We start from the raw sequence: 15836 nt of genomic DNA on the forward strand, positions 1-15836 counted from the left end.
CGTAAGTTTAGAAAGGTAGAATGATATGACATTTACTGAATCAGTTAGAAAATATATTTTGTCTGGGATAGTAGCGTTTGTCGTTATTGGTCTAATTGTGTCGAATAGCATGGCGAGCAAACAGGATAAGAGTTTTGAAATGAATGAGATTCTATATAATCAAGCACTTCAATTACAAGCAGATGGTAATTATGAAGATGCATGGGAAGCTATATCTGAGGTATTAAAGACAGAACCCAATTCTGAAATTGCAAATTATTTAGCGGGGATTATTGCTGTAAACAAAGGTGATTTGGAACAGGGAAAAATCTATATGCAAAAAACATTAGATTTGAATCCTTATAAGGTAGAAGATGCTGTATTTATGCTTCAATTGGGAGAGATATTAGTAGCTAATGAAAGGTACGAAGACGCAAAAATTGTACTTTTACGTTGCCAAGAATCTGGATGGGGACCAGAGGAAATACCTAATTATCAAGAGCATGTTGCCACACTACTAGCACAAATTGAAAATTCACAATAAAGGAAGGTACATAAAAATGAGTAAGTTCTATGAAAAAGTAGCTTATCGTGACGTAGAGGAAGATGTAAGATCTCAAAAATCTATGGATAAATGGGTTTTTAGATTACTTCTTCTTATTATTGGCTTTATGCCATTAATCGTGATGGCAAGCGTAATGGATGTACAAACGCCACTTATTACAAATGTAGATGCCCTAACAGGTGGCGTAAAAGGTGATTTATTTACGCATTATAAAGCGTTAGTTTTACTAGTAATTTCTATTCTAGCTGGTCTATTGTTTATGACGAAAATATTATTTATGAACGGTGAAATTCGCAAAACTAAATTGAATTATGCAATAGGGGCGTTTGCAGTAGTAATCGTATTATCAACAATCTTTTCTCCAAATATTTCTATTGCATTGCATGGTCAGTACAATCGTGCAGACGGTGCAATTAGTTGGCTATGTTATTTAGCATTATTTTTTATTGCGATGAATATTGAATATCCGAAGAATGTATCCAATTACATTGTTTATTCGTTGTATCCGTTTATAATTATAAATTTTTTCATTATTACTGTTAATTTTTATGGTAAGGATTTATTGCAAAATGTATGGATTCAAAAATTTGTATCTGCGTTTTTACCAGATGGAGCAAAAATCAGTGAAGGATCTCAGTTAATTGGGACGCTCAATCAATGGAACTATATGAGTGGAATGTTCGGTATAATAACATTACTCTTTTTATCGTGGGCTATTATTGATAATTCTAATGTTCGCCGATTTACGAATATGTTTTTTAGTTTAACGGCAATGGTCATTATGTTAATGTCTATGTCTGCAAGTGGATTTTTCACTTTTGTATGTATTACACCATTAATAATATGGTTAGCTATTAAATCACTAAATAAAAAGAAAGCATTAATTATCCTGCTAACTTTTTATATTGTAACTGCATTTTTTGTTCATTTTTTATCGATGAAAGACCCAAAAGTTTGGGATGAATCTATTGGTTTCTTTCTACCTATAAACAATCCTTACGAATCTCAACGATCAGGGGAAACTTCAATTGGGAATTTGACTTTTGATAGTTTGTCAATATGGAATATAAATACGGCGTCAGCCGCAGAAAACACATTTGAATTACCTGTATTACCTGAAGCTTATTGGGGTCCTGGTACAGGAAGGATTTATATTTGGGAGAAAACTTTAGAATTAGTAAAAGAACGACCATTATTGGGTTACGGTTTAGACACACTTGTTTACCAGTTTCCACATAATCATATAGAAGCAAGAGGCAATTTAAATGAGGTTACGATTGTAGATAAGCCTCATAACATATATGTTGGTGTAATTTATGGAACGGGTATTTTAGGTTTAGTAGCATTTTTAGGAATTGTTCTCTATTCAATTAAAAATTCTTTACAAACTATTTTCCGTTCTAAAAAGTCAACTGAGTTTGTCAATACACTTTGTATCGCATGGCTTGCTTATTTAATACAAGCACTGTTTAATGACACTTCCATAGGTATTACAGCACCACTTTTTGTAATTGCAGGCATATTAATGGGGTTATTATTTAAACAAAATACAAAAATCGATTCGGTTGTATAAAAAAATTAGTTATCACTTCAACGGTATTACATTAGTGTTAAATATAATATAACAGAGTTAGCTCATAATTTTATTTGCAAACAGATTTCTCATATTTTTTATGAATTATTTATTTGATTCAATCAATGTAATAGAAGGTGAAACATGAATATAAGATTTCAAGAATTTAAAAAAACATCCAAGCTCATATTCGAGTTATCAAAAAGCGATTTGAAAGCTCGATATGTAGGCTCAATTTTAGGTATAACGTGGGGCTTTTTACAACCATTAATAACAATTTTAATCTTTTGGTTTGTTTTTCAGGTGGGCTTTAAATCCATGCCTGTAGACGATTTTCCATTTATACTATGGTTAATGTGTGCAATGATACCTTGGTTCTTTTTTTCAGACAGTTTGAATGGTGCTACAAATTCAATTGTTGAAAATAGTTATTTAGTGAAAAAGGTAAATTTTCAAGTGGGGATATTACCGATAGTAAAAATACTTTCTTCACTTTATATTCATGTATTTTTTATTGCATTCTTGTTTTTAATGTTTTATGTATATGACTACAACTTTAGTATACATAACTTACAATTTATATATTATTTATTTGCTACAATTATTCTATTAATAGGCTTGTCGTATCTAACATCTAGTTTAGTTATTTTCTTGAAGGATGTTGGCCAACTTGTAAGTATGTTATTACAATTTTGCTTTTGGCTAACGCCCATTTTCTGGTCATTAGACATTTTACCTGAAAAGTATTTATTCTTGATAAAGTTGAACCCGATTTATTACATTACAGAAGGCTATAGGGCTGCTTTTATATATGATCAGTGGTTTTGGGAAAGACCTTTACTTACTGTTTATTTTTGGGTTTTCACAGCCTTTAGTTTATTGATAGGCGTTATTGTTTATAGAAAGTTAAGATCACATTTTGCAGATGTACTTTAGGAGATAATATAATGAATGATTTAGCTATTGTTGCAAGAAACATTACTAAAAAGTATAAGTTGTACAACAATCCCATAGAACGTTTAAAAGAATCTTTTAGCATAAGAAAAAAAGATAAATATTCACAAGAATTCCATGCTTTAAACGATATTAATTTTGAAATAGGAAAAAGTGAATCGGTAGGTATTATCGGAAAAAATGGATCGGGGAAATCTACGTTACTAAAAATTGTGACAGGTGTATTAAATCCAACGTCCGGTTCTATTGAAGTGAATGGTCATATTTCTGCAATATTGGAGCTTGGGGCTGGTTTTAATCCGGAATACACCGGTATGCAAAATATCTTTTTAAGTGGAACGATAATGGGATACAGCAAAGAACAAATGGAACTAAAGTTACCTGAGATTATTGAATTTGCGGATATTGGTGAATTTATAAACCAGCCTGTGAAAAACTATTCAAGTGGTATGTACGTAAGGTTAGCATTTTCTGTTGCTATTAGTGTTGATCCGGAAATATTGATAGTAGATGAGGCTTTAAGTGTTGGAGATATTAGATTTCAACAAAAATGTTTAAGAAAAATTGAAGAACTAAAAAAAGATAAGACGATTTTATTTGTTTCCCATGATTTATTACAATTAAATAAATTTTGTGATCGATTAATATGGATTAATGAAGGACAACTGATTGCAGACGGGCATCCAGAAGATGTTTCGAAGCAGTACCAAGCTTTTATGGCTGGGAGTACTTTGAACGATTATCAAGAATTTATTGAGACAGAAGATGTAGAAATGGATGCAGAAATTGATCTGATAGACAGTAATGTTCAATTGTTCGGCGATAATAAAGCCAAAATTAAAGGTATTAGTATGTTCGATGAGAATGAAATGAAAATTTATCAGACTAAATTAGGAGATAAAGTAACCATTTCTATTTTAGTGAGTTATAACGAAATATTAGACAATCCAATAATCGGATTTACTATAAAAGATAGGATTGGTAATGTTGTTACACAAACTAATACTTTTATCTTACATCAAAAGATGCAAAATACAACAGTAAATAAAAATTACAGATACAATTTTGAATTTATTGTACCACCTTTAAAAAGAGGAACATATACAGTTTCTCCTGCTGTTGCGTCTGGAAGTCAATTTGAGCACACTCAACACTGTTGGATACATGATGCTTTAATTATTAAAGTTGACGATCAGCAAGAATTTGATTTAGAAGGATTTATGGTACTAGATAATATATCTTTTGATGCAAAATAAGTGCAAGGAGCAAAAAAAATGAATTTCACAGGAGAAAGATTTATTCCGAATGTTCTAGATGATGACGAGGAAATTAGAATTGAACATATACAAAGATATCAATCAATACAGGATTTGGTAAAAGGTAAAACTATACTTGATGCAGCTTGTGGGGAAGGCTATGGTTCAGACATTCTGTCCAATCAAGCAAATCAGGTATTTGGAATGGATATTGATGAGGAAGCTGTCGCACATGCTAAAAACACCTACGTAAAACCTAATCTTCAATTTTTAGTAGGGAGTATTGGAAAACTACCATTCAATGATGACTTTTTCGATATCATAGTGTCGTTTGAAACGATTGAGCACGTAGATGAAAATCTTCAAAAAGCATTTTTAGAAGAAATAAAAAGAGTAGTGAAAAAAGATGGTTTATTAATCATCTCTACCCCTAATAAGAAAATGTATAGTGACCATAGAAACTACTCAAATCCTTTTCATGTAAAAGAGTTTTATAAAGATGAATTTTATGAGTTTTTGAAATCAAATTTTGATAATGTTGAATTTTTTTATCAACTGAGAGAAAGCGTATTTTTGTTAAGCGGGGAAAATGACCCAACTTATAAAAGTTTAGAAATCAATTCAGATATATCTGAGAATAGTAAATATATTGTGGCAGTTTGCTCAGATTTAGAAAATCAAATTTATAATATTAATTCAGTAATTATTGAAAATGGTACATTTAATAAGAAAATGGAAAGAATAATTCAACTTCAAAATGAAGTTGAAGAACGTAATAAACATATAGCATTTTTAAATCACTCAATTGATGAAGGAAATAACTATATCAATGAAGTGAAAAAAGAAAAATCCTTACTCGAAGATCAAGTAAATCATGCTCAAGGGAAATATGAGGATTTATTGCAGAATAAAAATAATATTCTAAGAGAAAAAGAACAGTTACATGAAGAACAACAGATTCTAAAACAAAAAAATGCCAATTTAGAAATGGTAAATGAAACTTTAAAAGAAAAAGAAAGATTATTAAATAATATATTTGAATCAGACGGTTGGCAATTGCTTCTAAAATATTACAAGCTAAGAGATAAAGTTTTACCTTCAGATGGTAAGATGAGATTTTTCCTTAAAGTTTTCAAAAAGATTATTGTTGATAGAAACGTAAAAATGATAAATAAAGAGAATATGAAGAAATTCTTTTATTACTATAAAAATCAAAATTTATCTATGTTAGAAAATCGTGTAGATAATTATATTGAAAGAAACACAAATGGTTCTTCGACATTGCCTCTAGCAATTGAAACAATAACTCAAGAATATGAAAAACTTAGCTTTGAAAGATTTAACACTCCAAAAGTGTCCATTATTATTCCTGTTTATAATCAGTGGAATTACACCTATACTTGTCTAAAGTCAATCCTTACTCATACGCGTAATGTTCCATATGAAGTAATTATTGCTGATGATATGTCCACTGACGAAACGGTAGAGATATCTGGATATGTGGAGAATATAAAAGTAATTCGAGATGGGGAAAATCGAGGATTCCTGTTAAATTGCAATAATGCAGCAAAGTCAGCTGATGGGAATTATATTTTCTTTTTAAATAATGATACACAGGTTCAAGAAGGATGGCTGGATTCGCTAGTTGAACTCATTGAAAGTGACAACCGAATTGGAATGGTCGGTTCAAAGTTAGTTTACCCAGATGGCCGATTACAAGAAGCAGGTGGTATCATTTGGAATGACGCGAGTGGTTGGAACTACGGCAGATTGGATGACCCTTCAAAACCAGAGTATAACTATGTGAAAGAGGTAGATTACGTATCTGGGGCTGCAATAATGTTAAGAAAAGAGCTATGGGATACTATTGGTGGATTTGATGAGAGGTATGTCCCAGCATATTTTGAAGACTCTGATTTGGCTTTTGAAGTAAGAAAACATGGATATAAAGTTATGCTCCAACCTAAATCGGTTGTTGTGCATTTCGAAGGTATTTCACATGGAGTAAATGTGAGTGAAGGTGTGAAAAGATATCAAGAGTTAAATAAATCTAAGTTCATTGATAAATGGTCGGAAGTTTTAATTAATGATCATTTTAAAAATGGGGAAAAAGTATTCAAAGCAAGAGATAGAAGTAAAAATAAAAAAACAATTTTAGTTATAGATCATTATGTTCCTCATTACGATAAAGACGCAGGAAGTAGAACAACGTTTCACTATTTGAAGCTCTTTGTTGAAATGGGCTTTAATGTAAAATTCATTGGTGATAATTATCACAAACATGAACCGTATACTACTGAATTAGAAAAAGTGGGCGTGGAAGTTTTATATCACCCTTATAACAGAAAAAACATCGAACAATGGTTGAAACAAAACGGTAATGAGATTGATTATGTGTACATGAATAGACCACATATATCAATAAAGTATGTTGATGCTTTGAAGAAATACACTAATTCAAAAATTATATATTATGGTCATGATTTACATTTCTTACGTGAATATAGAGAGTATGAGTTAACGGGTAACGAATCACTAAAAAAATCAGCTGAAGAGTGGAAAAAGACTGAATTTGATTTATACGAAAAATCTGATGTTGTTTATTATCCATCTGATGTAGAAGTGAGAGAAATAAAAAAATACTATCCAAATATTAATGCTAAAGCTATTCCGGCTTATATTTTTGATGAAAAAGAAATAATAGAGCCAGAACAGTTCCAAAATAGAGAGGGATTATTATTTGTTGGAGGATTCGGTCATAAACCAAATGTCGATGCAATTTTATGGTTTGTGTCTGCTATATTACCTAGAATTTTAGAAGAAAAGCCTGATATGAAGTTTTATATAGTAGGATCTAATCCTCCAGACGAGATTAAATCACTTATTTCAAAAAATATTATTGTTACAGGATTTGTTTCTGATGAAGAATTAATTCAACTGTATGACCAATGCCGAATTGTAGTAGTTCCTCTAAGATATGGAGCTGGAGTGAAAGGTAAAGTAGTTGAAGCAATGTACTATCAGATGCCTATAGTTACTACATCTGTAGGAGCAGAAGGAATTGTCCGAAGCGAGAATATATTGACAATTGCTGAATCAGAAATGGAATTTGCTCAGAAGGTTTTAGATTTATATGATGATATGGAATCATTAAGTTTACTATCAATTGCTTCATTGAGATATGTAAATGAGAATTTCACATCAAAAGCTGTACAAAAAATAATATCGTCGGATATAAGCAATTAAGGAGTTTCTAATAACATGACTATATTTAGAGCTAAAGCCCCTTTAAGATTGGGACTAGCAGGTGGAGGCACAGATGTATCACCATATAGTGATTTATATGGTGGATTCGTATTAAATGCTACGATTGATATGTATGCATATTGTTCAATTGAGGTAACTGATGATAATACTATTTCGTTTTATGCAGCAGATAGAGAAGAAACTTTCACATGTGATTCTACGGAGTATTTTGATTTAAATGGAATGCTAGATTTACATAAGGGAGTTTACAATCGAATTGTAAAGCAATTTGTAAAGGAACCATTATCTTTTAAACTTACTACTTATTCAGATGCTCCTGCAGGGTCTGGACTAGGCTCGTCTTCTACGATGGTAGTAGCAATTTTAAAGGCATTTACGGAGTGGTTAAATTTACCTCTAGGTGAATATGATATCGCTCATTTAGCATTTGAAATTGAAAGAAAAGATATTGGATTAAATGGTGGCAAGCAAGATCAATATGCTGCTACATTTGGTGGATTCAATTTTATGGAGTTTTACGAGAAAGACCGAGTTATTGTAAACCCTTTACGAATAAAAAATTGGATTGTAAATGAGCTGGAAAGCTCTTTGCTTTTATATTTTACAGGTGTTTCACGAGAGTCAGCTAAAATAATCGATGAGCAGTCAAGTAATGCAACAAATAAAAATGAAAATTCACTAGAAGCCATGCATCAATTAAAGAAAGATGCTGTGAATATGAAAGAAGCGTTACTTAGAGGCGAAATTACTAAGTTTGGTAAACTTTTAGGACATTCATGGGAAGAAAAGAAGAAAATGGCATCTTCAATTTCAAATGATCTGATAAATAATATTTATACGAAAGCAATAAACGCAGGTGCTATTGGGGGCAAGGTTTCTGGAGCTGGTGGCGGTGGTTTCATGATATTTATAGTTGACCCCATTAAAAAGTTAGAGGTAATAAAGGCTTTAGAAAATGAAAATGGTGACGTTAAAACTGTACATTTTGTCAACAAAGGTACACAAGGATGGAGAGTTTAATCAATGAATAAGTCAATTAATGAATTTATGGAAAAGCAGATTGAACAGTCGATTGAAGTGAAACAAGCAATTATAAGTAATAAAGGATTAATGAGCTTAATAGAAGAAATTTCAGTAAAAGCTGTTGAACTTTATGAAAAAGGAAATAAAGTCATGCTTGCTGGGAACGGTGGCAGTGCAGCCGATGCTCAGCATATCGCTGGAGAACTAGTTAGCAGATTTTACTTTGATCGACCAGGCTTACCATCTATAGCATTAACAACAGATACTTCTATTTTGACTGCTATAGGTAATGATTATGGCTATGATCGATTATTCTCAAGACAAATTCAAGCAAACGGCGTTGAGGGAGATATGTTTATTGGTATTTCAACGTCAGGTAATTCTGCAAATGTTATTAAAGCACTAGAAGAGTGCAAAAATAAAAATATCATCACAGTTGGATTCACAGGTGAAAGTGGTGGGAAAATGGCAGCGCTTTGTGATTATTGTATTAAGATTCCATCAAATGAAACGCCACGAATTCAAGAATCACATATTTTAGTGGGTCATATCATTTGTTCAATTATAGAAGAAGCAATATTTGGCCAAGGCTTTAATACGCCACTTGTATTTGCTTCTCAGGAGTCATAATATGGATGCAATTATTTTAGCTGGAGGATTTGGGACAAGACTACGATCTGTAGTTAGCGACGTCCCAAAACCAATGGCACCAGTCGCAAATAAACCGTTTTTAAGCTACCTTCTTCAATATTTGTCAAATTACGAAATAGAAAATGTTGTATTATGTACTGGCTATAAGCATGAAGTAATCGAAAACTACTTTTCAACAGACTTTCAAAATATAAATATTAAGTATTCTATTGAGGAAACTCCACTAGGTACAGGAGGAGCTATAAAAAAGGCGCTACAATTAATTGAATCTGAAGAAATATTAATACTGAATGGAGATACTCTATTTAATGTTGATCTGTCTGAATTCATTCATCAACATCTAACATCTAATGCAGACATATCAATAGCTTTAAAACAATTAACCAGTTATGACAGATATGGCTCTGTTATTATGAGTGGGAATAAAGTAGTAGGCTTTGAAGAAAAGAAATACAAAGATGATGGATATATTAATGGTGGAATTTACATAGTAAATAAAGGCATTTTAGATAACTTTAATCTTCCTAAAACATTCTCGTTTGAGAAAGAAATATTAGAATCAAGACTTAATGAGTTAGATGTTAATGGATATAAATCTTCGTCATACTTCATTGATATAGGGATTCCAGAGGATTATGAAAAATCTCAGAAAGAAGTAAAGGAGCTATTCGATGAATAAAGCCTTATTTTTAGATCGAGATGGAGTTATAAATATTGAGAAGAACTATGTATATAAAATTGAGGACTTTGAGTTTATAGAGGGCATTTTTGAACTAGCAAAGTCCTTTCAAGATAAAGGCTATTTAATCATTGTCGTAACGAACCAAGCTGGAATTGGTAGGGGATATTATACAGAAGAAGACTTCCGTATTTTAAATGATTGGATGATTGATCAATTCCAACAAAAAGGAATTACTATTACAGAGGTGTATTATTGTCCGTTTCACCCAATACATGGTATTCAAAAATATAAAAAAGATTCATTTGACCGAAAACCTAAACCGGGTATGATATTAAAGGCCAAAGATAAATACAATATAAATCTCGCACAATCAATACTAATTGGGGATAAGGATAGTGATATTCAAGCTGCAGAGGCTGCTGGAGTAGCGAGAAATATAAAGATTATAAATCATAATCTCAATAAATTATTAAAAGATTTATAAAAACATTGAGAAGTAAAATATAGGAGGATTAAATATTGAAGACCAAAATAATACAACAGTTCCCTTATATCTTATTATTTGTGTTAGTAGCTCTCGCATTTCAGGTAGCTGTATTTGACAACATAATAATTGATGTATTTAGCTGGCATTTAATACAACCGGAAACGATTGAAGGTGGAAGTCTCCTTATAATTATCTTATTATGTTATATATTTGTTAATAGATTTTTAAATACTAGTTATAACTTCGTTCTTGTAGCTTTAATTACTATAATCTATTTAATAAATACAAATCTTTTTTTTCCGATATTAATAACTATTTTTTATTTCGAAGTAATTTTTTCTATTGGTGGATATGTTAATAAAAGATTTTATCCAAATACAAATAATGATAAATTGGTTGTCTACTTAAGAAACTTTTTAATTGGTTTTACAATTTGGTCTGTTATAAATCTAATTTTAGCACTTATAGGATTTGGTACAATAAACAATATTAGAATTACAACTTTGATACTATTTGTATTAAGTCTACATAGGGGTGTTAATAAGCCTTTTGCATTCTTTTTAGCTGAAAGTTTAAATAGGTTTTCAAAAAATGAGAAAGATATAATTTCCTTTATAGTAGTTCTTGTATTAGCTTTATTAAGTAAATCTAACAGAGCTATAGATTATGATTCTATATGGTATGGTTTAAGACCAGAATTTGTATTGGTTGGAGAAAATTCATTTTTCGATAATTTAGGGCTTGTCCAATTCGTACACTATTATCCTAAATTATTTGAATTCTTCACTTTACCATTAAGTAATTTGGGGGATTATAGTTTTATTTATAGCATTAATATTTTATTTTTTATTCTTAGTTTGATTGTTATATTCAAAATTTCCGATAATTTAATAAAGAAACCCTTATATTCTTTAATAGGCACATTAATGTTGGCTACAATACCAGCATTCGCTAATATATCGACTACTGCTAAACCAGATATTTTTTCGATTTTCTTTATAATATTAGGGGTATTTCATTTAATGAACTTTGTTTATGAGAATAAAAGCAAAGAATTAATCTTTGGTTTTTCAGCATTGGTATTATCTTTAGGGGGGAAATCTACAAGTTTTTTATATGTTCCCTTTCTATTATTTGGATTTTTAATTGTTGTGATTATTGGGATTAAAAAATATGATAAACAATACTTTTTATTAAGTAATTTATATAAAGCAAAATCGTTGTATTGGTTATTAATTGCGTCATTAGTTAGTTTATTATTAATATGCTATAGAACATTCAGGCTAACCGGATACCCAGTTTATCCATCAGGGATAGGTTTATGGAATAAACTTGGGTTTAAAGCAAAATATCCAGTTACTGCTGAACATGACGTAGATGGACTAGTTATAAATTTTTCTTTATCTGAAATTATGGAAAGATGGTATAAACTTTTACTAGATCCTAAAGATTATCCTCATATCATTATGTTATGGACCGGAAATCTGCTAGTCTTTTTAGCTATAGTGTTAGTTATTTTAGTTATATTTAAGAGGATTAAAATAGTAGACAAATCTTCAAATTTACTAGTGATTTTTGGTTTGCCTGTAGTGTTAGTTGGTATTTTTTTCGCCACTTTTATGATAAATGCCGGAGATGGAAATTACTTCCTCATCCCTATTGTTCTTGCATTTCTCGGTATATATATATTTATTAGGAAAAATCTTGTGGATTCAAAGTTGCAGAAATGGATTAATATAGGTGTTTTAATATTTTTACCTATTCAATTGATACTTACCTTTGTGTCACATTCTTCATGGCAGTGGGGAACTCAACAATTTACATCCAATTTGGAGATATATCAAAAAGAGAGTAATGATTTGCTTTTCGAAGCTTATGGGTTAAATGAGATAGAAGAGTATATACAAAAAGTACCACATAATACTAGGACGGTAGGATTTGGCGATGAACAGGTATTAAATTATCTGTCAACAAGATTTGAGCACATTACAGGAATTGCATCTGATCATCTAGGTAATTCAAGCATAGTATCTTCTGAACAAAATTTTTATGAATATTTAAAGTGGGCAAAGATTGATTTTATAATTACACCAAAAGAAGAAGTTGAAGATTTTGAAAGTGTTAAAAATGTGATTTCAATGTTAGAAGAAGTATCTAATAATAAAATAGAATCAGAAAAATATAAATTACTAGATATTAGAACGATAAATTGGGTAGGGAATACTTTAGATACGACGATTTTAAGAGAAGGGTGGCATGAAGCTGAAGGCGATTATAGATGGATAAATAAAAATGCTACTTCTATTTTCAAAAGTGGTAATTTGGGTGAGTTATTATTAGAAGGTATAGTTCCTGAGAGATATGATGAAATTACGCTATCCATAAATATAGATGGAGAAAGAATATCGGAGGAAGTTCTTAAAGCGGGAGATTTTCAAATAAAAAAAGAAATACCGAAAAATAAGATAATAGAAATTGAAATTAATACGGATAAATCTTTTGTACCAAAGGAAGATGGAAATTCAAATGATATAAGAGAACTGAGTATAATTGTTAAAAGGATGGAGACTAGATAATACGAAATTAATGTTGCTTAAAATAAGGGAGGGATTGAAAATTTAACCTATACCTTTCTTAAAGTACATTAGATAATAAATTTTGTTCTAATATTTTAGGGAGATTTTAAAAATGTCAAATAAGCCCGTTTTATCAGTAGTAATTCCAGTTTATAAGTCTGGAAAACATGTATTAGAATTATATAGTAGGCTGAAAGCTACTTTGAAAAGCATGAACATTCCTTTTGAACTTGTGTTTGTTGAGGATTGTGGTGGTGATTCTGCATGGAATCAACTACAAAAAGTCGCGGAAACTGATAAAGATGTGATTATAATACAACATACACGTAACTTTGGACAACACGCAGCGACGTTATGTGGAATAAATAATTCTTCAGGTGATTGGATTGTGACTATAGATGATGATTTAGAACATAGTCCTGAAGATATACCTCTATTGTTCTCAGAAGTACAAAAGGGTTATGATCTTGTCTACGGAATTTTTGAAGAGCGTTCCCATTCGAAATGGAGAAACTTTACCTCTAATTTAGCCAGAAAAGTTTTTAATGTAATTATTCCAAACATGAATTATGATTATACGGGCTTCCGTATTATGAAACAAAATATAGCTAAGAGTCTTAATAGATTTGATTCTTCTTTTCCCTTTATAGATGGGTATTTATCATGGATTACAAATAATTATTCTACTGTTCATTTGCAGCATGGCATAAGAGGGAGTGGGGAAAGTAATTATTCATTAATAAAGTTAGTAAAGCATACTTTTAATATATTTATTGAGTTTTCAAATATTCCTATAAAAGCAGGTACTTGGATTGGTTTATGTTCATCATTTGTAGGATTTGTATGGCTAATAGTTGTGATTGGTAGTAGAGTTTTAGGAAATATTTCTCAATCAGGATATCCATCCATAATGGCTGCTATTCTATTCTTTGGTGGGATTCAAATGTTCTTGATTGGTATTATAGGAGAATATATAGCTAAAATAAATTTTAAAACATCCAAAAAGCCTTTATATATAGTTTCAGAATTCCTAAAGGGAGGAGGAAAATGATGCAAAAGATTATTATTATCGGGGGAAAGGGGACCGCAATAAATATAGCAGAACAAATAGATAATGCAAGTAAAAAGTTTGGAGAAAATATCGAACTATTAGGTTTTTCTATTGATGATCCATCTTTGGGGAAAGAGATAAATGGATTCCCAGTTCTATGTAGTACTATGGATTTAAAAAAGTACGATAGATACAGTGATGTGAAATACATTTTTGCTTTGTATCGACCAGACAAAATGGAAGATAGAGTGAACTTACTTAAGTCATATAATATTAGTCTAAATAAATTCACTAATTTTATTCATCCTAGTTCATATATAGCTAGAAGCGCGACAATCGGAATAGGTAATGTGATTTTATCTCATTCTACAATAAATAGTAATGTTAAAATGGGCAATTTTAACATAGTTAATAATAATGTTGTTGTAGAGCACGACACAAATATAAATGATTATAATTTTATAGCGGCAGGTAATTGTATTGGTTCAAATGTGAAGTTACATGACGGCACATTTATTGGATTAAATTCAACAATTCGAGAAAACTTAGACATAGAAAACTATTCTTTCGTAGGAATGAATTCTAATGTTACAAGAAATGTTAATAAACGCCAAACGGTGTATGGCAATCCCGCGAGGTGTAAGTATGATAGCATTTGAAAAAAGAGCTTCTGTAATTTTATATAATTTCCTAGTGTCCAATAAATTTAGTGGCAAATTTTTAATACCTTCTAATATATGTCCAATAGTACCAATTACATTTCTAAAGGCAAAAGTCGAATTCGAATTTGTAGATATATCATTAGAAACTCTATGTATTGATGAAAAGCTTATATTAGAAAAATTGAATAAAAATCCAGATTTTTATAGTGGTATTATTTATGTTAATAGTTATGGTGTAAACAATGATATATCAAATTTTTCTAAAGAGATACGATTATTAAATACTGATATTAAAATTGTTCATGATAAATGTTTAGCGATACCGGATTTCTCTAAAAATAAACTTGAAAATCATTTAATAGATTTAGAAATTTTTAGTACAGGCTACTCTAAGTATATAGACATTGGTTATGGGGGCTATGCTTTTATAAACTCGAGAGTTGATTATTATGAACATCAGTTGGAATTTAATGAGCTTGATTTAGAAATACTAGAAAAAAAATATAATCATAGTGTGAAAAATGGGTTCAAATATATTTATGAAGATTTAAATTGGTTAAATAGTTCAAAGCCTTCCATAAACTTTGACATGTATAAAGCAAAAGTTATGGAAGAATTAGAGAAAGTAAATGAGATAAAGAGAAAATTAAATTATATTTATACAAATAATCTTCCTTCTGAAATACAATTGGATTCGAAATTTCAGAACTGGAGATTTAATATATTACTTCCTCAAAGAGATGAAATATTAGAACTTTTATTTGAAAAAGGATTATTCGCAAGTGCGCATTATAGTTCTTTAAGTAATATTTTTTCAAACAATAATTCACCAAATGCCAAATATATTGATACAAAGATATTAAATTTATTCAACGATAGATATTTTAGTGAAGATAAAGCTTACTTAGCTTGTGAGATAATAAATAAATACTTATTAAAGTAATAAAATAAGCAATACTTGTGACCATCAAAATAAAAACAGGCGGTTTTCTCTTGAATGTCATGAACATTTTTACGTAAATTTATGTCCACTTTATTTGGAGTTGCAGTATTGTAACATTACTGCAACAGCCACTATTCTTTTAATAACGAGATTTCAAGGCTGATCAT

The 15836-nt window shown here is 30.3% G+C and carries 13 protein-coding genes; all 13 read left to right on the plus strand.

Going from position 1 to position 15836, the window contains the following annotated elements:
- The first annotated feature begins 25 nt into the window (after positions 1-25).
- Positions 26-523 (plus strand): tetratricopeptide repeat protein, encoded by a 498-nt coding sequence (locus tag ACOMCU_RS11275; RefSeq protein ID WP_421050205.1) that lies wholly within the window; start codon positions 26-28, stop codon positions 521-523.
- 16 nt (positions 524-539) lie between these two features.
- Positions 540-2117 carry an O-antigen ligase family protein gene (locus tag ACOMCU_RS11280; protein ID WP_421050206.1) on the plus strand — a complete coding sequence of 526 codons (1578 nt, stop codon included), beginning with the start codon at positions 540-542 and terminating at the stop codon, positions 2115-2117.
- 144 nt (positions 2118-2261) lie between these two features.
- A complete protein-coding gene (locus ACOMCU_RS11285; RefSeq protein ID WP_421050207.1) occupies positions 2262-3053 on the plus strand; it encodes an ABC transporter permease in 792 nt (263 codons plus the stop codon).
- A gap of 11 nt (positions 3054-3064) precedes the next feature.
- Positions 3065-4327 (plus strand): ABC transporter ATP-binding protein, encoded by a 1263-nt coding sequence (locus tag ACOMCU_RS11290; RefSeq protein ID WP_421050208.1) that lies wholly within the window; start codon positions 3065-3067, stop codon positions 4325-4327.
- A gap of 18 nt (positions 4328-4345) precedes the next feature.
- Positions 4346-7573 carry a glycosyltransferase gene (locus ACOMCU_RS11295; RefSeq protein ID WP_421050209.1) on the plus strand — a complete coding sequence of 1076 codons (3228 nt, stop codon included), beginning with the start codon at positions 4346-4348 and terminating at the stop codon, positions 7571-7573.
- A 15-nt stretch (positions 7574-7588) separates the two neighbouring features.
- Positions 7589-8614, plus strand: a complete 1026-nt coding sequence (locus ACOMCU_RS11300; protein ID WP_421050210.1) for a hypothetical protein — start codon at positions 7589-7591, stop codon at positions 8612-8614.
- Positions 8615-8617: 3 nt separating this feature from the next.
- Positions 8618-9247, plus strand: a complete 630-nt coding sequence (locus ACOMCU_RS11305; protein ID WP_421050211.1) for a D-sedoheptulose 7-phosphate isomerase — start codon at positions 8618-8620, stop codon at positions 9245-9247.
- Between the two features lies 1 nt (position 9248).
- Positions 9249-9947, plus strand: coding sequence for a nucleotidyltransferase family protein (locus tag ACOMCU_RS11310; RefSeq protein ID WP_421050212.1), 699 nt, complete (start codon positions 9249-9251; stop codon positions 9945-9947).
- Entirely contained in the window at positions 9940-10434 is a 495-nt protein-coding gene (locus tag ACOMCU_RS11315) for a D-glycero-alpha-D-manno-heptose-1,7-bisphosphate 7-phosphatase (protein ID WP_421050213.1), read from the plus strand. Before ACOMCU_RS11310 ends, ACOMCU_RS11315 begins: the two co-directional genes overlap by 8 nt.
- 35 nt (positions 10435-10469) lie before the next feature.
- On the plus strand, positions 10470-13013 hold the full coding sequence (locus ACOMCU_RS11320) for an ArnT family glycosyltransferase (RefSeq protein WP_421050214.1): 2544 nt from the start codon (positions 10470-10472) through the stop codon (positions 13011-13013).
- Positions 13014-13125: 112 nt separating this feature from the next.
- Entirely contained in the window at positions 13126-14064 is a 939-nt protein-coding gene (locus ACOMCU_RS11325; protein WP_421050215.1) for a glycosyltransferase family 2 protein, read from the plus strand.
- Positions 14061-14723, plus strand: coding sequence for a hypothetical protein (locus tag ACOMCU_RS11330; RefSeq protein ID WP_421050216.1), 663 nt, complete (start codon positions 14061-14063; stop codon positions 14721-14723). The genes ACOMCU_RS11325 and ACOMCU_RS11330 overlap by 4 nt, the downstream gene beginning before the upstream one ends.
- Positions 14710-15669: a DegT/DnrJ/EryC1/StrS family aminotransferase gene (locus ACOMCU_RS11335; RefSeq protein ID WP_421050217.1), complete on the plus strand. Its 960-nt coding sequence runs from the start codon at positions 14710-14712 to the stop codon at positions 15667-15669. The genes ACOMCU_RS11330 and ACOMCU_RS11335 overlap by 14 nt, the downstream gene beginning before the upstream one ends.
- Positions 15670-15836: the final 167 nt, after the last annotated feature.

It is taken from the genome of Lysinibacillus sp. UGB7, from assembly GCF_049058285.1.
GTDB lineage: Bacteria > Bacillota > Bacilli > Bacillales_A > Planococcaceae > Lysinibacillus > Lysinibacillus sphaericus_B.